Annotated in this window: 21 protein-coding genes; 10 read left to right on the top strand and 11 right to left on the bottom strand. The window is 72.8% G+C overall.

Annotated features, from left to right (window positions below; translation table 11 throughout):
* On the top strand, window positions 1-779 hold a 779-nt coding region (locus ACTIDRAF_RS0208085), incomplete at its 5' end, for a methylenetetrahydrofolate reductase (protein WP_016698224.1).
* Between the two features lie 49 nt (window positions 780-828).
* Here the strand turns inward: ACTIDRAF_RS0208085 and ACTIDRAF_RS27815 are convergent.
* Entirely contained in the window at window positions 829-1,518 is a 690-nt protein-coding gene (locus ACTIDRAF_RS27815; RefSeq protein WP_016698223.1) for an LppM family (lipo)protein, read from the bottom strand.
* 220 nt (window positions 1,519-1,738) lie between these two features.
* Here ACTIDRAF_RS27815 and ACTIDRAF_RS0208075 point away from each other — a divergent pair, with 220 nt between their 5' ends.
* On the top strand, window positions 1,739-3,430 hold the full coding sequence (locus ACTIDRAF_RS0208075; protein WP_026065891.1) for a DUF885 domain-containing protein: 1,692 nt from the start codon (window positions 1,739-1,741) through the stop codon (window positions 3,428-3,430).
* Window positions 3,431-3,451: 21 nt separating this feature from the next.
* Here the strand turns inward: ACTIDRAF_RS0208075 and ACTIDRAF_RS0208070 are convergent, their stop codons facing one another.
* The gene (locus ACTIDRAF_RS0208070) at window positions 3,452-4,018 is read right to left on the bottom strand and encodes a GNAT family N-acetyltransferase (RefSeq protein WP_016698221.1); all 567 of its coding nucleotides are present in this window, start codon (window positions 4,016-4,018) and stop codon (window positions 3,452-3,454) included.
* The gene (locus ACTIDRAF_RS0208065) at window positions 4,015-4,554 is read right to left on the bottom strand and encodes a YbaK/EbsC family protein (RefSeq protein ID WP_016698220.1); all 540 of its coding nucleotides are present in this window, start codon (window positions 4,552-4,554) and stop codon (window positions 4,015-4,017) included. Before ACTIDRAF_RS0208065 ends, ACTIDRAF_RS0208070 begins: the two co-directional genes overlap by 4 nt.
* 183 nt (window positions 4,555-4,737) lie before the next feature.
* On the opposite strand from ACTIDRAF_RS0208065, the gene ACTIDRAF_RS27810 reads away from it, so the two are divergent.
* From ACTIDRAF_RS27810 to ACTIDRAF_RS0208050, 3 genes are all read left to right on the top strand, one after another.
* Window positions 4,738-5,244 (top strand): SAV_6107 family HEPN domain-containing protein, encoded by a 507-nt coding sequence (locus ACTIDRAF_RS27810; protein ID WP_016698219.1) that lies wholly within the window; start codon window positions 4,738-4,740, stop codon window positions 5,242-5,244.
* Window positions 5,241-6,005: a maleylpyruvate isomerase N-terminal domain-containing protein gene (locus ACTIDRAF_RS0208055; RefSeq protein ID WP_016698218.1), complete on the top strand. Its 765-nt coding sequence runs from the start codon at window positions 5,241-5,243 to the stop codon at window positions 6,003-6,005. Before ACTIDRAF_RS27810 ends, ACTIDRAF_RS0208055 begins: the two co-directional genes overlap by 4 nt.
* A 157-nt stretch (window positions 6,006-6,162) precedes the next feature.
* Window positions 6,163-7,140: a TIGR03557 family F420-dependent LLM class oxidoreductase gene (locus tag ACTIDRAF_RS0208050; protein ID WP_016698217.1), complete on the top strand. Its 978-nt coding sequence runs from the start codon at window positions 6,163-6,165 to the stop codon at window positions 7,138-7,140.
* Between the two features lie 17 nt (window positions 7,141-7,157).
* Here ACTIDRAF_RS0208050 and ACTIDRAF_RS0208045 read toward each other — a convergent pair whose 3' ends face one another.
* Both ACTIDRAF_RS0208045 and ACTIDRAF_RS0208040 read right to left on the bottom strand, forming a co-directional pair.
* The gene (locus tag ACTIDRAF_RS0208045) at window positions 7,158-7,697 is read right to left on the bottom strand and encodes an MOSC domain-containing protein (RefSeq protein ID WP_016698216.1); all 540 of its coding nucleotides are present in this window, start codon (window positions 7,695-7,697) and stop codon (window positions 7,158-7,160) included.
* Window positions 7,698-7,991: 294 nt separating this feature from the next.
* Complete coding sequence (locus ACTIDRAF_RS0208040) at window positions 7,992-8,864, bottom strand: hypothetical protein (RefSeq protein WP_016698215.1); 873 nt, start codon at window positions 8,862-8,864, stop codon at window positions 7,992-7,994.
* A 1,043-nt stretch (window positions 8,865-9,907) separates the two neighbouring features.
* Between ACTIDRAF_RS0208040 and ACTIDRAF_RS0208035 the strand changes: the two genes are divergently transcribed.
* A complete protein-coding gene (locus ACTIDRAF_RS0208035) occupies window positions 9,908-10,651 on the top strand; it encodes an SDR family oxidoreductase (protein WP_016698214.1) in 744 nt (247 codons plus the stop codon).
* Window positions 10,652-10,690: 39 nt separating this feature from the next.
* On the opposite strand, the gene ACTIDRAF_RS0208030 is transcribed toward ACTIDRAF_RS0208035, so the two are convergent.
* The 4 genes from ACTIDRAF_RS0208030 to ACTIDRAF_RS0208015 form a co-directional block, all read right to left on the bottom strand.
* Window positions 10,691-11,113 carry a VOC family protein gene (locus ACTIDRAF_RS0208030; protein ID WP_016698213.1) on the bottom strand — a complete coding sequence of 141 codons (423 nt, stop codon included), beginning with the start codon at window positions 11,111-11,113 and terminating at the stop codon, window positions 10,691-10,693.
* Complete coding sequence (locus ACTIDRAF_RS0208025) at window positions 11,110-11,544, bottom strand: helix-turn-helix transcriptional regulator (protein ID WP_016698211.1); 435 nt, start codon at window positions 11,542-11,544, stop codon at window positions 11,110-11,112. The genes ACTIDRAF_RS0208030 and ACTIDRAF_RS0208025 overlap by 4 nt, the downstream gene beginning before the upstream one ends.
* 78 nt (window positions 11,545-11,622) lie before the next feature.
* Window positions 11,623-12,270: a response regulator gene (locus tag ACTIDRAF_RS0208020; protein ID WP_016698210.1), complete on the bottom strand. Its 648-nt coding sequence runs from the start codon at window positions 12,268-12,270 to the stop codon at window positions 11,623-11,625.
* Window positions 12,267-13,499 carry a sensor histidine kinase gene (locus ACTIDRAF_RS0208015; protein WP_039786319.1) on the bottom strand — a complete coding sequence of 411 codons (1,233 nt, stop codon included), beginning with the start codon at window positions 13,497-13,499 and terminating at the stop codon, window positions 12,267-12,269. The genes ACTIDRAF_RS0208020 and ACTIDRAF_RS0208015 overlap by 4 nt, the downstream gene beginning before the upstream one ends.
* A 143-nt stretch (window positions 13,500-13,642) precedes the next feature.
* Here ACTIDRAF_RS0208015 and ACTIDRAF_RS0208010 point away from each other — a divergent pair, with 143 nt between their 5' ends.
* Together ACTIDRAF_RS0208010 and ACTIDRAF_RS0208005 are read left to right on the top strand one after the other, a co-directional pair.
* Complete coding sequence (locus ACTIDRAF_RS0208010) at window positions 13,643-14,302, top strand: hypothetical protein (protein ID WP_016698208.1); 660 nt, start codon at window positions 13,643-13,645, stop codon at window positions 14,300-14,302.
* Window positions 14,299-14,514, top strand: coding sequence for a hypothetical protein (locus tag ACTIDRAF_RS0208005; protein ID WP_016698207.1), 216 nt, complete (start codon window positions 14,299-14,301; stop codon window positions 14,512-14,514). The genes ACTIDRAF_RS0208010 and ACTIDRAF_RS0208005 overlap by 4 nt, the downstream gene beginning before the upstream one ends.
* Window positions 14,515-14,690: 176 nt before the next feature.
* Here ACTIDRAF_RS0208005 and ACTIDRAF_RS0208000 read toward each other — a convergent pair whose 3' ends face one another.
* On the bottom strand, window positions 14,691-14,918 hold the full coding sequence (locus tag ACTIDRAF_RS0208000) for a ferredoxin (RefSeq protein WP_342626678.1): 228 nt from the start codon (window positions 14,916-14,918) through the stop codon (window positions 14,691-14,693).
* Complete coding sequence (locus tag ACTIDRAF_RS0207995; protein ID WP_016698205.1) at window positions 14,890-16,092, bottom strand: cytochrome P450; 1,203 nt, start codon at window positions 16,090-16,092, stop codon at window positions 14,890-14,892. The genes ACTIDRAF_RS0208000 and ACTIDRAF_RS0207995 overlap by 29 nt, the downstream gene beginning before the upstream one ends.
* A 154-nt stretch (window positions 16,093-16,246) precedes the next feature.
* Between ACTIDRAF_RS0207995 and ACTIDRAF_RS0207990 the strand changes: the two genes are divergently transcribed.
* Entirely contained in the window at window positions 16,247-16,759 is a 513-nt protein-coding gene (locus ACTIDRAF_RS0207990) for a GbsR/MarR family transcriptional regulator (protein WP_016698204.1), read from the top strand.
* Window positions 16,760-16,906: 147 nt separating this feature from the next.
* On the top strand, window positions 16,907-17,789 hold an 883-nt coding region (locus ACTIDRAF_RS27805; protein WP_016698203.1), incomplete at its 3' end, for an MmyB family transcriptional regulator.

Genomic DNA, 17,789 nt, shown 5'->3' with positions numbered 1-17,789 from the left:
GGGGGCTGGAGCCACTCGACCCGGCGTTCGTGTCCATCACCTACGGTGCGGGCGGGTCCAGCAGGGACCGGACCATCCGCACCACCGGCCGCATCGCCCAGGAGACCACGCTGGTCCCGATGGCGCACCTCACCGGCGTCAACCACTCGCTGGCGGAGCTGCGGAACGTGATCGGATGGTACGCGGCGGTGGGGGTGCACAACGTCCTCGCCGTCCGGGGGGACCCGCCCGGCGACCCCCTCGGTGAGTGGATCGCGCATCCGGAGGGCATCACCTACGCCTCGGAGCTGGTGCGGCTGGTGCGTTCGCTCGGCCCCTTCTGCGTGGGCGTGGCCGCCTTCCCCTACGGCCACCCGAGGTCGGGGGACCTCGACACCGACACCACCCACCTCGTCGACAAGATCAGGGCGGGTGCCGACTTCGCCATCGCCCAGCTGTTCTTCGAGGCCGACGACTTCCTCCGGCTGCGCGACCGGCTGGCCAGCCGGGGCTGTGACGTCCCGCTGCTGCCAGGTGTCATGCCGCTGACCACGGTCAGGACACTGGACAAGACCGTCGAGCTGTCCGGGGCGGTCGTCCCCCCGTCCCTGGAACGTCGGCTAGCTCCCCACCAGGACGATCCGAAGGCGTTCCGCGCCGCCGGGATCGACGTGGTGACGGAGCTGTCCGAACGACTGCTGGCCGAAGGGGTCCGGGGTCTGCACTTCTACACCCTGAACAGGTCCACGGCGACCCGCGAGGTGATCAGCCGGCTCGGACTCGCTCCCACCCGGGTCTGAGGCGACGGGCGCTCGGGCCGGGGACGGGTGCGGCGACGCCGGAGGCGGATCAGAACGGCGTCTCGCCGTTCGGGAGCATCCTGCTGCGGCGGCGGGAGACCAGGGCCATCATCAGCACGAACACCGTCGCGCTCCCCGTGAGCCCTCCGATCATCACCACGCCCTGGGCCCAGACGGAGTCCTGCCCGGAGGAGCGCACGGACGCGTTCAGGTTGTAGACGCGACCTGGTTCCGGCGACCAGCTGACCCGCGTTCCCTCGGCGTCGCCGTCGGTGCGGCTCACCTCGTAGGGGAACTCGGCGACCACGCCGAGGTCCGCGTCCTCCTGGGGGATCTGCGTCAGGTCGAGGGAACCGTGCACGGAGAGGGTCTCGTTCACCTGCCGGACGGTGAGCCGGTACCGGTCTCCCCACGGGCCCCCCTCCACCAGGTGGCGGAACTCTTCGGTGGTCAGCTCGGAGAAGGTCAGGCGGGTCCCGACGTAACCGTCCGCGTCGTAGGGCTCCGACTCCACCTTGGCGTCCAACTTGGCTGGCGCCTGGAGCTGGGGCCCGACGTCGCCGACCTGCACGGGACGTACGGCTACCACGGCGTGACCCGAGATCCGGGCGTTCTCGGACACCTCCAGGGACACATCGACCCGGAGGCAACCGGTGAGAACCAGGCCGACCAGCGTCAACACCGCGGCGGTCAGCAGCCGTCCCGATCGGACACGCGGGGATCGAGGCACCGGGTTCATTGCGTCATCGTGCCAGCTACCCCCGCGGATCCGCGCGCCGTGGACCGTCCCCCACAGGGTGCCGACTGCCCCACCGTCCAACCCCGCAAGGGTGTCGCCTGAACGAGAGTCGCTGCCTGCGGAGGGTGTTCGTCGTGGCGTGTACACATCGGGTCGCGCGGGTGGCGGTGCGGCCAAACCGGCTAAGGGAAGGCGGGGCTGGCGCGGTAGCGTGCCAGCCATGGCTTCCAGTCCGCAGGGTGTGCACCAGCTCAGTGACAAGTACGTCGAGGACTACGCCGCGCTCGAACCGATCGAGGCGACGCACATGGGCCTCAGCGGTCACGACGACAGGTTGACGGACTTCTCCCCCGAGGGCTACGAACGGCGAGGCGAGCTGGCCAGGGCGGCGCTGGCCTCGGTCCGGGCGGCGGAACCGGTCGACGCGGGTGAGCGGGTCGCGCGGGAGGCCTTCGAGGAGCGGGTCGGTCTCCAGGTCGAGCTGCACGACGCCGGGCTGGACCTGTCCGCCCTCAACGTCATCGCGAGCCCGGTGCAGGACGTCCGCCAGGTCTTCGACCTGATGCCCACCGCGACGTCGGAGGACTGGGCCGTGATCTCCGCGCGGCTCCGGGCGGTGCCGGAGACGCTGTCCGGGCTGCGGGCCTCGCTGACGAAGGCAGCGCAGGAGGGCAGGGTGTCCGCGCTCCGGCAGGTCACCAGGACCGCTGAGCAGTGCGAGACCTGGGCCGGCCAGCGGGGAACCCCCTCCTTCTTCGGCTCGTTGGTGGCGGGTGCCGAGGCGGTGCCGGACACGAGCGGGTCGTTGCGGTCCGACCTCGCGGAGGGAGCCCGGGCGGCCTCGGAGGCCTACGGCGAGCTGGCCCGGTTCCTGCGTGAGGAGCTCGCCCCGCTGGCCCCGAGGAAGGACGCGGTGGGGCGGGACGTCTACCAGCTGTGGTCCCGCTACTTCGTCGGAGCCGAGCTCGACCTGCTGGAGGCGTACCAGTGGGGGTGGGAGGAGTTCGCCCGCATCGAGGCCGAGATGAAGGAGGTCGCCGGCCGCATCAAGGCGGGGGGCACCCTCGCCGAGGTCGCGGGGGCCCTGGACAACGACCCCCGGTACCGGGTTCACGGGCAGGACGCGTTCCAGCGGTGGATGCAGCAGCTGTCGGACGCCGCGCTCGCGGAGCTGAGGGGCAAGCACTTCCACATCCCGGACCGGTTGATGAACCTCGAGTGCCGGATCGCTCCCCCGGGCGGGGGGAACGGCGCCTACTACACCAACCCCAGCGAGGACTTCAGCCGGCCGGGCCGGATGTGGTGGTCGGTGCCCGCCGACAAGGAGGAGTTCTCCACCTGGCGTGAGGTCACGACCGTCTACCACGAGGGAGTCCCTGGCCACCACCTCCAGATCGCCACGGCGGTGGACCAGTCGGAGAACCTCAACCAGTGGCAGCGGTTGATGTGCTGGACCTCCGGCCACGGGGAGGGATGGGCGCTGTACGCGGAGCGCCTGATGCGGGAGCTCGGCTACCTGTCCGACGACGGGGACCTGCTGGGGATGCTCAACGCGCAGCTCCTGCGGGCGGCCCGCGTCATCGTCGACATCGGGATGCACCTGGAACTGGAGATCCCCGCCGGGTACGGCTTCCACGACGGGGAGCGGTGGACCCCGGAGCTGGGCCTGGAGTTCATGCTCACCCGGACCATCGAGGACCCGCCGTTGGTGCGGGACGAGATCGACCGCTACCTGGGGTGGCCGGGGCAGGCGCCGGCCTACAAGCTCGGTGAGCGGCTGTGGCTCCAGGCCAGGGACGAGGTCCGTCGGCGGCAGGGAGACCAGTTCGACCTCCAGACCTTCCACCGCCGCGCCCTGGAACTCGGGGGACTGGGGTTGGACGTGCTCCGCCGGCAGCTGAGCTCGATCTGAGGCGGGCGGGAGGGCGGTGCCTCAGAGCGGCAGCGGGCGTCCCAGCACGGCGAAGGGACGCGGATCCCCGGCGAAGCGGTGGTGGCGCAGCACGTCCTCGAAGCCCATCCGGCGGTAGAGGCGCCACGCGCGGCTCGGCCCCTCGGGGGTGGACAGCAGGACACGTGAGCAGGTGAGGTCGCCCAGCAGCGCCCGCAGCAGGCGTTCCCCCGTGCCCCGGCCCTGCGCGGCCGGGGACACGTGGAGTTCGGTGAGTTCGAAGTAGTCGGCCAGCCACTCGGCCGCCGCCTGGTGTTCCCCGGACTCGGTGAGGCCGCGCAGCACCTGTTCGTACCACCACTGACCCGAACCGCCCAGGTAGCCGTAGGCGACGCCGACCATGTCCTCGCCCCGCAGCGCGGCGAAGGCGCGCCATCCCGGTCGGCTGATGTGGGACATCCAGGTCGACGCCCGCTGGTGGACGGCGCTGGGCGGGTAGCGCATGGCGGACACGTAGATGCCGAGGGCCTCGGTCAGCCTGGCCCGCATCCCCTCCGGGCCGAGTGCGACGATCCGAACCGGGCCGGGGGTCTCCGGGAGCACGGTCACCTCGGGGCGTCCTCCTGTTCGGGAGTCGGGGGAGCACTCACCTCCGTGACGCTGACCTCCCTCCCCCCGGTGACCGTGACGAGCTGGTCGACCGTGAGGGGGAACAGCGAGCGGGGGTGCCCCGCCGCGGCCCAGACGACCGGGTGGCGGCGGAGGGCCGTGTCGACGAGGGTGGCGATGCGGGTCGGGTGGCCGACGGGGGCGACCCCGCCGATGGCCTGCCCGGTGTGATGTCGGACGAACTCGGGCGTGGCCCGGCGTACTCGGGTCGCGCCGACGAGGCGGGCCAGCACGGCCACGTCCGCGCGGTGCGCTCCGGAGGTCATCACCAGCAGCGGCGCCCCGTCGGCGTCGAACACGAGGCTGTTGGCGATCGCGCCCACCTCGACACCCACCTGGGCCGCGGCCTGGGCGGCCGTGCGGACGTCGGCGTCGAGGAACCGCAGGCCGTCGGCGCAGCCGCTCATACCGGTCGACCGGAGGAGTTCGACCACGGTCAGCACCCCCGGGTGTGTCACCGAGTTCACGGCAACCATCAGACCACGACTTGAGCGAGGGGGATGTGGCGGGCTAGGCTGACCGCGTTCGAACAGGTGTTCGATCATGGGTCGGGTCGCGCCCGGCCCTTCCGTCCGCCCGGTGGTCGGGGTGGGGGAAGCACCCCGACCACCGGGACGGCGTTCTCGGAAGCCGTCGCGGCACCACCCGGGAGGAGTCCGATGTCCACCTCTGCGCACCGGCGGACCGACCTCGTACCAGGCCCGGCGCCGGGCCCGTCCTGTGGTCGGGGCCTCCGGCCCGGTCCGCTCCCGGCCACCACCCCACCCGATGCCCCGACGTCCCTCGCGGTCGAGCAGCTCCTGCGCCGCGCGAGGTCCGCGCTGGACGAGGCAGCCCGCGCGTCCGCTCCCGCCCGCAGGTACTCCGCCGCCTACCTGGCGGCCGTGCAGGGTGCCGCGGCGTTGGTGGCGGCTCGGGCTCGCCCGTCGGTCGTCCGAGGCCCCACCAGCGTCTGGGTGCTGCTCACCGACGCGGCTCCCGAGCTCGGCGGGTGGGCCACGTTCTTCCAGTCGTGCTCGGACCGGCGGGCGGCGGTGGACGCGGGTGTGCACCGGCTGGCCCACCAGCGGGCCGCCGACGAACTCCTCCACCGGACCGACCAGTTCCTCACCCTGATCGATTCCACACTGCGGGTTCGGCCCCGCACGGGGAAGGTGGGAGCGTGACGACGGCTCCACTCGTGGACTACGAGAACCTGTTCACCACCGTGGGCGCGGAGGGCGCGGCCCTGGTGCGGGCGCTGCCCGCCGCCGATCCGGACGGGGAGGTCCCTGGGTGCCCCGGCCGCACCCTGGGCGACACGGCGCGGCACGTCGGCAGGGTGCACCGGGAGGTGGCCCGCTGCCTGCGCGGTGTCGGCGACGACGGAGCCGCGCACCCGGTTCCCCAACGGGGGCCCGAGCTCGCCGAGTACGTCCACGGCGGCCTGACCGAACTGATGGCGGTGCTCGCGACCAGGGAGCCGGCGGAACCCTGCCCCACCCTGTGGCCCGCCGACCCCCGCTGCGGCTTCTGGTACCGGCGGATGGCCCACGAGACCACGGTGCACCGGGTTGACGTGGAGGCGGCGTCCCTCGTCGACGTGGGTCCCGTCGAGTCCTCGATCGCCGTGGACGGCATCGACGAGATCCTCTTCCTGTACTTCGGCCACCGACTCGCCGAGCTCGCGATCACGGCCTCCCGCGAGGCGGTGGTCGCCGTCCGCGCTGGTGGGCGGTCCTGGCACGCCGTCGCCGGGGCCCGGGGGTCGAAGGTCCACCGGGTCGGGCCCGGCCCGGGAGGTCCCGTCGACGCCACGGTGTCCGGCGACCCCTCCTCGGTGCTGCTCTGGCTGTGGGGCCGGCTTCCCGACCGGGCGGTCACCGTCGACGGTGACTTCGACGCCGTCGCGCAACTGTGGGCGCTGCTGCGTGTCTGCACCCGGTGACCTCGCCACTCCGGGAGGCGTGTCGCCGCTGGCGGGCAGGGGCGGTGGCGTGGTGGGGCTGACCCGGTCGGGTCGCCACGCCCCGATGTCGGCATCGGCGGGGTGAACGCGGGGGCGTCGCCCTGCGAGAGCTGGCGGCGCGTGCCACGGTCGTCGAGTGGTTGACTTCGGGTACACGCTCTTCACCGAGCAGGCAGATCCTCGGCAGTTGGTCCGGGACGCGGTCGCGGCCGAACGGGCCGGCTTCGACTTCGCCGTCAGCAGTGACCACTACTTCCCGTGGCTGGACGAGCTGGGGCACTCCGCGTACTGCTGGGCCGTTCTCGGGGCGGTGGCGCACGTCACCGAGCGGATGCGGCTGATGACCTACGTGACCTGTCCGACGATCCGGTACCACCCGGCGGTCGTCGCGCAGAAGGCCGCGACCCTGCAACTGCTCTCCGAGGGCCGGTTCACCCTCGGGCTGGGCGCGGGGGAGAACCTCAACGAGCACGTGGTGGGCCTGGACTGGCCCCCGGTCAACGTGCGGCACGAGATGCTCGCCGAGGCCTGCGAGATCATCTCCGCGCTCTTCGACGGCGGCTACGTCAACTACGTCGGTGAGCACTACCGGGTCGACTCGGCCAAACTGTGGGACCTGCCCGAGCAGCGGGTTCCGCTGGCGATGGCCGTGTCCGGCCGCCAGTCCTGCACCGTCTTCGGCCCCCTCGGCGACCACCTCGTGGCCACCGAACCCAAGGCCGAACTGGTGCGGCTGTGGGACGAGGCGCGTCCGGGTCGGCCGGCGAGCCGCAAGATCGGCCAGCAGCCGCTCGCCTACGGTCCGGACACGGAGGAGGCGAAGCAGCGGGCGCACCGCCTGTTCCGCTGGTTCGGCGGGGGGTGGAAGGTCAACTCGGAGATCCCCTCCACCGCCGGCTTCGCCGCGGCCAGCCAGTTCGTCCGCCCCGAGGACGTCGCCGCGACCATCCCCTGCGGGCCTGACGTCGCCCGCCACGTGGCCGCGGTCCGACCGTTCATCGAGGCGGGCTTCACCGATGTCGCGCTCGTCCAGGCCGGCCCGGACCGGCAGGACGAGTTCTTCCGGTTCGCCGAACGGGAACTGCTGCCAGCGCTGCGGGCGGAGTTCGGCTGATCCCGCCCGGACTGGCCTCAGACCACGGCCAGCGGGGAGTGCGGCGCGGCGGGCAGGTCGACGGTGATGGCGTCTCCCGGTCTGATCTCCCCACCTCGGGCGACCACGCCCATGATCCCCGCGCGCCGCACCACCTCGCCCCGTTCGTCCTTGCCGATCACCTCACCGAGCAGACCAGGGCGGAAGCGGTTGATCTGGTGGCAGGGGTTGCGGAGACCGGTCACCCGGACCGCGGCCCCACCGGGGAAGACGAGCAGCGTGTCGGTCGGTAACGCCAGCAGGTCGATCCCCGAGGTGGTCACGTTCTCCCCGAGTTCCCCGGGCGCGACCCGGTAGCCGAGGTCCCCCAACTCGCTCAACAGCTCCTGGCCGATCAGGTGGACCTGCCGCAGGTTCGGCCGGGTCGGATCCTTCGCGACCCTCGACCGGTGGCGGACCGTGGTTCCCGCGTGCGCGTCGCCCTCGACCCCCAACCCGGGGAGGAGGCGGATGCTCCGCTGCGCGGGTTTGGTGAAGGTGTGGGTCGCGCTTCGGCTGACGGCCACCACGACGCTCATGGCGAGTCCCTTTCGACCAGCCACCGCCGGGCGGCGGCTTCCCCTGTCCGGATCACCGCACACTAACCGGCGCGCCGGCCCCGGGGAGCGGGTTCTGTCCATCGTTCTCCGGCGACCGGACCACGCTCGGTCGGCCGCTCCCGGGAGGCGCCCGCGTGGGGAGCGGGTGGAGCCGCGCACGTGAGGGCCTCGCGGGATGACGGGGCCTGCCACTCCTCGGGCGGCGGCGAGGCCGGTGTCGCGGCCGGGTACCGGCGCACGGCCAGCGCCCGAGGTGTCGGCGGGGCGCGGTTCTCAGTCCTCGGTCAGTTGGGAACCGCTGATCCGCAACCAGCCGCTCGGGGAGAAGCGGGACCCCTCCGGCAGCGCCAGGCTCACGGTCTCGGGATCGCCGTGCGTCCACGCGCAGAGCTGGTAGGGCCGGTCGACGGTGAACCTGTTCGCCTGGGCGTCCCGTTGCCAGCTCTCGACGGTCAGGTCGCGTCCGACCGCGCCGAGGAACGCGACCAGTTCCGCTTCGGCCTGCTCCGGCGTGCTCACGGTGCACCGCAGGACCCGGTCCACCGTGACGAGTTGTCGGATTCGCCGGGTGCGTGCCCGGTGGCCGTCGCACACCCCGTACCGGGTTCCTGGCGCCAGGCTCGCGTACGGGGAGCCCGCCGGCACCGCGTCCAACCACAGCTGCCAGCAGCGTTCCTCGGTGTGGTGCCTCGGGGGCAGCCACCTGCCGTGCCTCCGCACCCACAGCAGATCGTCCCCGCCCGGGGTCGCCCGGTGCGCGCGGTGGGAGGCGATCGTGCCGGCGACCCGGTCCAGCGCGTCCGCCAGCAGCCCGGCCTGGCTGCGTTCGACGCCGATCGGCTCCTCGTTCGTGTAGGGGCCACGTACCGCCAGGCCTGTCAACATCCGCCACCGGGTGTGCTCGATGGTCAGCCAGCGCCGTCCGGTGAGGCAGGTGCCTTCCAACTCCGTGGTGGAGCCCAACCTGATCGCGTCGGCGGCCCTCCGCGCCAGCTCCGGTGTGAGCTGGATGAGACCGGCGTGCGGGGTGGTCCCCACGTGCAGCAGCACCCGGCTCCCCGCCCGGTCCGCGGCCACGGTGACCAGTCGGGAACGTTCGCACAGCAGTTCCCTGCCGTGGACGCGGACGTCCGGTTCGCCGGTCACGACCGCTCCGCCCGATCGCGGCGGGCCGGGTCGGGCGTCGGGGCGGCCCCGGGTGGCGATGTCCTGGAGAGGAAGGCGGTCGGGCGCGGGTGGTGGGCGGTCGGTACTCCGGCGACGGGGAGATGGTCGGTCGTCGGTGGGGCCATCACGTGTCTCCTGGTTCGTGGTCCTCGCGGGTGGGAACGCCGGTCCGCTCCGCCGCCGAGGAGCGCTGCTGACAACCACGTCATCGGCGGGAGACGACGTAAGGAGCAGCGGCGTCACTCCGGCGGGGGGCTCCGAGCCGGAGTTTTCGCGCCGACCTGTGTTCCCGCTGCGACGAGCGGCGTTCCGATCCCCCGTCTGAGTGATGTCGGCGGCGGGCACCGGGTGATGGTGGTTGGGCGGCAGGGCCGCGCCGCCTGGGCGGTTTCTCCCAGGGCGCGCCGAGCGGTTCGTCCCCTCCTGCGCATGAGCGGTCCCAGCCCGCCGCTCACCGTGCCGCCGGTACCGGTGGCACGGCCGTCGTCGACGGGGATCGCCGGGACGTCCACCTGCGGGCGGGCGGTCCTCGCCCGACGTCAGCGGCACGGACGCCCGCACCTCCTCGGAGCACGCAGGCATGCATGGTGGCGGTCCGGGCGGTCCGGGCGGTTCGGGACAGGGGTTGCGACTCGCGCACCGCCCGAGCGGGCTCCTCGTGCCGCCGACGGCCGCCGCCGCGGAGCACGGGGACGGGGCGGCGTGCGTGCCGGCGGCGGGAGCACCCTCCCGGTGGTGGGAGGGCGCCGTGCCGGCTGAGGTGGTGGGCGGGCCGTGGAGTCCGGGCTGCGCCCGAGCCGACCCGCCGGACCGGACCCGGGGCCAGGCTGGCGGGAGCGGGCCCCGCGAGGGACCGCTGGTGGCGCGAGGGGGCCAGCTCGGGTCCGTGGCCCGGAGCCGGGCCCGGGCAGGCGGTTCCCACCTCCGGGCCGGCGGCGGTATTCCCCCGCCCGGAGGTGTGGTACCCGGCTCCCGGTTGGCTACCGTCGATCGTGAGTTCCGCAGGACGACCAGGAGGAGACGTGGGCGCGCTCGACGGGAGGACCGCTCTGGTCACGGGAGGATCCCGGGGGATCGGCCGAGGCGTGGTGGAGCGGCTGGCGGCGGACGGAGCGGCCGTCGCTTTCAGCTACCGGTCCGATGTCGAGGCGGCCGACGCCGTGGTCGACCGCGTGCGGTCCCAGGGGGGCCTGGCCCACGCCCTCCGCGCGGACCAGGCCAGGGTGGACGAGGTCCGCCTGCTCTTCGACCAGGCGGAGGAACGGCTCGGCGGACTGGACATCCTCGTGCTCAACGCCGCGTCCCTCCGCGTGCCGACCTTCGCCGATGCCACCGAGGACGACTACGAGCACGTGTTCGACACCAACGTGCGGGGTCCGTTCTTCGCCATCCAGGAGGCCGGTCGACGCCTGCGGGACAACGGGCGGATCGTCACCCTGTCCACGGTGAACACCGTGGTGCGGTCACCAACCCTGGCCCTCTACGCCGGCAGCAAGGCAGCGCTCGAACAGTTCACCGTGGTGGCGGCCAAGGAACTCGGCAGCCGGGGCATCACGGTCAACACCGTCTCGCCGGGAGCCACCGAGACGGACATGCTCCGCCAGGCCAACTCCCCGGAGGCGCTGGAAGCCCTGGCGGCCTCCACCCCGCTGCGTCGGATCGGTCAGCCCGAGGACATCGCGAACGTGGTCGCCTTCCTCGTCGGGCCGGACGCCGCCTGGGTCACGGGGCAGAACCTGCGCGCCGAGGGGGGCATCACCCCCTGACCGTGCAGCGGGGCCAGGGCCGGCCCCGCTGCCACGCCGTCAGTCCCGCGCGCGAGCGGAGAAGCGGACCATGTTCCCGGCCGGGTCCCGGAAGGCGCAGTCGCGCACGCCGTAGACCTGCTCGGTCGGCTCCTGGAGCACCTCCGCGCCCGCCGCGCGCACGCGGTCGAAGGTGGCGTCGAGGTCGTCGGTGAGGAAGATGACCCCCGGCATCGCTCCCTTGGCCGTGAGGTCCTGGAGGACGCGGTTGTCCTCCGCCGAGACGAGGGCGCTGCCGGCGTACAGGTTGATCTCGAGTTCGGGCTGCCCAGCCGGGCCGACCGTCAGCCACCGCATGTTGTCGAACTCGTCGTCGAAGGTGTGGTCCGAGCGCACCTCCAGACCCAGGACGTCCCGGTAGAAGGTCAGCGCCGCGTCCTGGTCGTCGACGAAGAGGAAGGTGTGGGACAGCGTCAGGTTCATGCCGGGGACCGTAGGGCGGGGCGGCTCCGCCGTGCTTCTCCGTTTCTGCTCGGCCTGGCGAGCAGGCGGAGGTGGCAGGCGGGGAGCACGGGGGCCGCCGGCCTCGGCCGCGACCGGTAGGAGCTCGGACTCTCCCCGACCAGTTCGGTGAACCTGCTGCTGAACGAGCCGAGCGAGGTGCAGCCAACCGCGACGCACACCTCGGTCACCGACAGGGTGCCCGCGCGCAGCAACGCCTTCGCACGCTCGATGCGGCGCGTCATCAGGTACTGGTGCGGCGTCTCCCCGTAGACCTGCCGGAAGCGTCGCGAGAAGTGCGACGGGGACATCAGCGCGGTGCGGGCGAGCAGCGGCACGTTCAGGGGTAGCCAGTACTCGCGGTCCACCCTGTCCCGAGCCCGACGCAACAAGGCCAGATCAGTGGTCGTCACGAGCGGAGCCTCGCAGGGACCGCCGACGAGTTCCCCGCGCCAGGGCGGGCGGGACGGGCGAGGACCGGGCCGTTGGTGTCACCGGCCGGCGAGCCCGGCCTCCTGGGCGACGATCGCGGCCTGGACCCGGGACCGCAGCTCGAGTTTCGCCAGGACGCGGGAGACGTGGGTCTTCACGGTGGTCTCCCCGATGTGGAGCCGACCCGCGATCTCCTGGTTCGACATGCCCTCGCCGAGGCAGGCCAGCACGTCCCGTTCCCGCTCCGTGAGCTGGTCGAGGTCCCGGGTGGGTGGCCTGGTCGGGGCCGCGTCGGCGAAGGCGGTCAGCAACCTGCGGGTGACCTGGGGAGCCAGCACCCCCTCGCCGGCGGCGACCAGGCGTACCGCCTCGATCAGCGCCGGGGCCTCGACGGACTTGAGCAGGAAGCCGGCGGCACCGGCGCGCAGCGCTCCGTAGACGTACTCGTCCAGGTCGAAGGTGGTCAGGACCACCACCTCGCAGGTCCCGGCGCCGACCAGCTGCCTTGTCGCCTCGATGCCGTCCGTGCCGGGCATCCGGATGTCCATGAGCACGACGTCCGGCCGCAGGTCGACGGCCCGGCGTACCGCCGTCGCTCCGTCGCCGGCCTCTCCCACGACCTCGATCCCCGGTGCACCGGAGAGGATGAGGACCAGCCCCGCCCGGATGGCGGCGTGGTCGTCCGCCACCAGAACCCTGATGCTCACCTGTCGTCTCCCCTCACGGGCAACGCCGCGCGCACCCGCCACCGGCCGTCCACCACTCCGGCCGTCACGGTGCCGCCCGTCGCCCTCGCCCTTTCCCGCATACCTGCCAGTCCATGTCCGGCTCCACCGCCTGGCGGGTGGCGGGCGGGCAGGGTGTTGGTGACCGTCACCAGCACATCGTCCACGGTCCGCTCCAGCACCAGGTCGACCCGGCTGCCGGGGGCGTGCCGGACGGCGTTGGTCAGCGCCTCCTGCACGATGCGGTAGGCGGCGAGTTCCACAGCCGCGGGCAGTCCCCCCGGGGACTCGGCGACGTCGTCCGACCCCGTCGTCGTCCCCAGCGCGTTCCGGACCGACACCTGGAGACCGGAGGCCCGTGCCGAGCCCACCAGGTCGCCGATCTCGGCGAGCCGGGGCGGGGCGGCGACCTCGCGGCCGCCGTCCTCGTCGCCGCGCAGCATGTCGATCATCGCCCGCATCTCGGTGAGGGAGCGGACGCTGTTCTCCCTGATGGATCGCAGCACCGTGCGCACCGTCGCCGGATCGCCCCCGTCGGCCATCGACAGCACGGCCTCGGACTGGATCGCGATCGCCGAGAGGTGACCGGCGACCACGTCGTGCAGGTCCCTGGCCATCCTCGCCCGCTCGTTCGTGATCGCCGCCCGCCGGTCGAGCTCGGCGATGCGGGTGGCCTGCTCCGCGCGCTGGCGTTCGGCCGCGGCGGCGTCCCGGTGTTGGCGCACGTTCATGCCCCACCACACGGGGATGAGGACGATCGCCGCCACCTGCACCGCGGTGAGGAACGCGAGGGTGAGGCGGCCGGTGGTGGCCAGGGTGACCACGAGGGCGCCGACCAGCGTCACCGGGACCACCGCGACCATCGCGCGCCCCAACCGGCGGGAGCCGTAGTGCACGGCGGCGAACATCAGGTCGGCGAGGACCAACAGGACGGGGGCGCTGAACCCGAGTACCAGGTCCACTCCGGTGCCGACCAGCCCGATCGCCAGCGCCAGCGGGGGACGGCGGGCGCGCAGGAGACTGCCGGAGCAGCAGACGGCCAGCACCAGGAGGCGCACCCACGGAGAGGGCTGGTCGACCACACCCGGCAGCGTCGCCAGGTCCTGGACCTCGTAGAGCACCGCGCCGAAGGTGAACAGGGCCACGGCGATCAGCGGATCGCGCCAGGGCGGGCGCGCCCAGGTGGCGAGGACACGAAGCGGGCCGGACACCGCCACATCACAGCACGGCGGCCCGACCTGGCACGTCCTCCCCACGACGGACCCCGGAGCGGCGGCCGTCCTCCCCGAGGACGACACGAGGCGGACCTGATCGCCGACGCGGTACCCGGGCCGTCTCGGCCAGGCTGGTCGCCGTGAGCGACTTCTGGCAGATGCTGCGGGAGAACCCCCTGGTCGTGGCGATCGCGGCCGCCGAGATCCTCTTCTGGTTGTTGATCCTGGTTGGGCTGGCGGTGCGGTACCTGCTCCGTCAGCGCCGGCTCAGCGGGCTGGTGCTGACCTCGGTTCCGCTGGTGGACATCGTCATCCTCGTCCTGACCGTCGTGGACCTGCGAGGCGGTGGCGACCCCGGTGCCGTGCACGGTCTCGCCGCGGTGTACCTGGGCGTCAGCGTCGCCTTCGGCCCGAGCATGGTGCGGTGGGCGGACCAGCGTTTCGCCTACCGGTACGCCGGTGGCCCCCCGCCGGTCCGCCCGCCCCGTCGCGGCCCGGGGAAGGTGCGTCACGAGTGGCGGGAGTGGCGGAAACTCGTCCTCGCCTGGGGAATCTCGTGTTCGGTGCTGCTCCTGCTGATCGTGTTGTCCCCGTCCGGCAGTGACGTCGAAGCCCTGTGGGGCTGGGCCGCCCGCTTCACGGTGGTGCTCGCGATCTGGTTGGTCGCCGGCCCGCTGTACTCCACCCTGTTCCAGTCCGAGCCGTCCGGTGCGGACGAGTTGGCGACGGGGCCGGCCGGTGGGGGCACCGCTGGCCGCGCGACGTCGCGTCCTCCCCACGACCTGGGAGGACAGCGGTGAGGGAGGCCGCGCGGGTGCTGGGATTCCTGCTGCTGATCCCCCAGGGAGTGGTCGCCCTGTTCCTGCTGGCCCGAGGCGAGCTGTCCGGTTGGGTGCTGGCCAGTCACCTGCCGGCCCGGCTCCAGGTGCCCGGGGCCGTCGGGATCGCGCTGCTCGGCCTCGCCCTGATCCTGGTGCTCCGCCGGATGGAGTGCCGACCGGAAGATCGCTGACCGGCCTCCGCCGGCCGGTGCCGGTAGTGGGTCCGCGCACGCTCCCCGCCGTCACCGATGAGGTGGGACCGCCCACGGCTTCCTCCCGGTAGGAGCACGGCCGGCGCGTGCGCGGGGTCCGTGGGCGTCCCTTCCCTCGGGATGTCGTCACGGGGCCGGCGGGGCATCGCCGGGGGTCATGGCCGGAGGCTGATGACTCCGCACGGGCAGACCTCGGCTGCCTCGGCCACGGCTTCCCGTTCATCCTCCGGCGGGTGGTCCTGGAGCACGATCACCCGGCCGTCCTCGTCGTCCTGGGAGAAGGTCGCGGGGGCGGTCAGCGCGCACATGCCCGCCGCGCAGCACCGTTCGCGGTCGACCGTGATCCACATGCGCTCACCAGGCCACGGGAAGTCGGTGGACACCGTAGATCCCCATGTCCGATCGCAGGGGGACCTCGTCCGGTGTGACCGCGAGCCGGAGACCGGGGAACCTGCTGAGCAGCGAGCCGAACCCGATCCGCATCTCCACGCGGGCGAGCTGCTGCCCGAGGCACTGGTGGATCCCGTGGCCGAAGGCGAGGTGACCGGTGGTGCGCCGCGTGATGTCCAGCCGGTCCGGCTCGGGGAACCGGGTGGGGTCCCAGTTCGCCGCCGGCACCGACACGGTGACGCTCTCCCCGGCCCGGATGAGGTGGCCGTCCAGCTCGATGTCGTCGAGGGCGGTCCGGATCGGGCCCACGTGGATGACGCTCAAGTACCGCAGCAGTTCCTCGACCGCGCCGGGCAGCAGGGCGGGGTCGGAGCGGAGGAGGGCGAGCTGGTCCGGGTGCTGGAGCAGCGCGAAGGCGCCGTGGGCGAGCATGTTCGCCGTCGTCTCGTGGCCTGCCACCAGCAGCACGACGCCGATCGTGGCCAGTTCCTCGTCGTCGAGCTCGCCCCCGGCCACCAGTCCGCTGAGCAGGTCGTCCTCCGGGTTCGCGCGCTTGGCCTCCACGAGCTGACCGAGGTAGGTGGTCAGGCTCCTGAGCGCGGTGTTCCGCTCCTCGAGGGGGGTGTCGAGCGTGAAGAGGGTTCTCGTGTGCCGCTCGAACAGGGGCCGGTCGGCCGGGGGAACCCCGAGCAGGGCGCAGATGACCAGGGAGGGGACGGGCAACGCGAAGTCGGCGACCAGGTCGGCCGGTTGGTCACGGTCCGCGAGCAGGTCCAACTGGTGGTCGACGATCCTCTCGATCATCGGCTCCAACGTGCGCATCCGGCGCACGGTGAACTCCCCGGTCAGCAACCGGCGGTACCGCGTGTGCTCGGGAGGGTCCATCCGGGTGAGAGCGCCCCGGGGGATGAAGCGTTTCGTGCCCTCGGCCATCGGCCCCATGGGGATCGGGGCCCGGGCGAGGTCGCCTCGGGAGCTGAACCGGGGGTTGGCCAGAACCTCCCTGACCTGGGCGTGGCCGGTGACCAGCCACCCTTCGTGGCCGTCCGGGTAGGTCATCCGGCTGACCGGTCGGTGGTCGCGCAGCTCGTTCAGACCGGGCGGTGGGCTGAAGGGGCACTGGCGTTCCAGGGGGAGGCCGGGGGCAACGGGTGTCGCGTCGGTCATCTCTCGGTCCTTCCGAACGAGTGAATTCGGGGCGGAGCGTGTCGGGTTGGTGACGCCACGGTGATCGTATCCGATTTTTCACGAATTTCGTGAACTTTATGAAGTGTTTGGCTGTCGCTAGGCTGTGCCGACCACAGGGCGGAAGGGTGTGGGGATGTCCCGGATCAACGAGCGCGGCGCCGAGTTCGATCGGTTCCTCGAACGGTTCGCTCGTCACATGGGGGACCTCGGGATGCCCCGGATGGCCGCCAGGGTGTTGATCGTCCTGCTGGTCGCCGACCGGAGCCGGACCGCGGCGGAACTGGGAGAGGAACTCGGAGCCAGCGCGGCCGCGATCTCCGGCGCGGTCGGCTACCTGGGGCGGCTCGGCATCCTCGAACGCGGGCGGGAACCCGGTCAGCGTCGTGACCGCTACTGGGTCGACGAGAACGTCTGGTACCTGACCCTCGTCCGCCGGACCGACCTCCTGCGGCAGTTCGAGGACATCCTCAACGAGGGCGTGCGCGTGGTCGGGGGCGACACGCGAGCCGGGGGGCGGCTGCGGGAGAGCGCCCGCTTCTACGAGTTCCTGCGCGGTCAGCTCCCGCTGCTGACCAGGAAGTGGCAGGAGACGCAGACCGGGCCCACCGGAGCCGGGCCGCACGGCGGGACGTCACCCGGGGCCTGACCTGCCGGCTTCCGCTGCCCGCCCCTCCGTGCCGTCGTGCCACCGGGCCGGTCCGCGACCGCGTGGGGCCGACGGGGGAGCGCGCCCCCGCCTGACCCGGGGCCCGCATCCCTGGCCAACCCAGCGCGGAGGGCGCACCATCGGGGAATGCAGGAGAACACGTTCGGGGACTTCCTGCGGCACCGCCGGGAACAGCTTCGTCCGGCCGACGTCGGCCTGACCGCCAGTGGTCGCCGCCGCACGCCCGGGCTGCGCCGTGAGGAGGTGGCCGGCCGTGCCGGCATCTCCGTCGACCACTACGCCCGACTGGAACAGGGACGGGGGAGACGCCCCACCGTGGCCGTGCTGGCCGCGCTGGCCAGGGCGCTGCTGCTCACCGAGGCGGAGCACGGTTACCTGCACCGTCTGGTCCTCCGGGCGTCCGACGCGCCGGCGGCGAGCGAACCGCTCGACGACCGCGCCCGGCTGCTGCTCGGCACGATGGACCGGGCGCCGGCCGTCGTGGTGGACCGGCGCTACGACCTGTTGGCGTGGAACGGCCCGGCCGACACGCTCTTCGGCGGCTTGGTCGACCGCCCGGACGAACAGCGCAACCTGCTCTGGCTGCTCTTCTGCGACCACGGCCTGCGCCAGCTCCTGGACCCCGTCGACGCCGACCGCATGGGCACCGAACTCCTCGGCAGCCTGCGCGCGCACGCGGAACGGCTCGATCCGGCCCTCGAACGAGTGATTCGTCGGCTGGCGGGTTCGAGCGCCGCCTTCCGGAAGATCTGGCCGCGCCACCGGTTCGCCCCACCGGGGTGGGGATCGGTGCGGATTCGCCACCAGGGGGTGGAACGGCGCGGCGTGGGCGAGGTCGTCAGGCTCGCCGAGACCGAGTCGGAGGCGGAGTTCGGCGAGCCGGGCGCTCGGCCCGACACGCCCCCTCCCGCACCCGACGAGCTGTTCCCCGATCCAGACCTGGAGGAGGCGGCGGATGGCGTCGAGCTGGCCTCCGACGATCCGGACGCCCCACCCCCACCCCCCGACC

Origin of the sequence: Actinoalloteichus spitiensis RMV-1378 (assembly GCF_000239155.1) — a bacterium.
Lineage (GTDB): Bacteria > Actinomycetota > Actinomycetes > Mycobacteriales > Pseudonocardiaceae > Actinoalloteichus_B > Actinoalloteichus_B spitiensis.
This window is presented reverse-complemented; position numbering and strand designations above follow the sequence as displayed.

What these genes read in the sequence shown, in the direction of transcription:
- ACTIDRAF_RS0208075 (WP_026065891.1), top strand. Translation starts at nt 1,739, where the DNA reads ATGGCTTCCAGTCCGCAGGGTGTGCACCAGCTCAGTGACAAGTACGTC.
- ACTIDRAF_RS27810 (WP_016698219.1), top strand. Translation starts at nt 4,738, where the DNA reads ATGTCCACCTCTGCGCACCGGCGGACCGACCTCGTACCAGGCCCGGCG.
- ACTIDRAF_RS0207990 (WP_016698204.1), top strand. Translation starts at nt 16,247, where the DNA reads ATGTCCCGGATCAACGAGCGCGGCGCCGAGTTCGATCGGTTCCTCGAA.
- ACTIDRAF_RS0207995 (WP_016698205.1), bottom strand. Translation starts at nt 16,092, where the DNA reads ATGACCGACGCGACACCCGTTGCCCCCGGCCTCCCCCTGGAACGCCAG.
- ACTIDRAF_RS0208030 (WP_016698213.1), bottom strand. Translation starts at nt 11,113, where the DNA reads ATGAACCTGACGCTGTCCCACACCTTCCTCTTCGTCGACGACCAGGAC.
- ACTIDRAF_RS0208065 (WP_016698220.1), bottom strand. Translation starts at nt 4,554, where the DNA reads ATGGTTGCCGTGAACTCGGTGACACACCCGGGGGTGCTGACCGTGGTC.
- ACTIDRAF_RS27815 (WP_016698223.1), bottom strand. Translation starts at nt 1,518, where the DNA reads ATGAACCCGGTGCCTCGATCCCCGCGTGTCCGATCGGGACGGCTGCTG.
- ACTIDRAF_RS0208045 (WP_016698216.1), bottom strand. Translation starts at nt 7,697, where the DNA reads ATGAGCGTCGTGGTGGCCGTCAGCCGAAGCGCGACCCACACCTTCACC.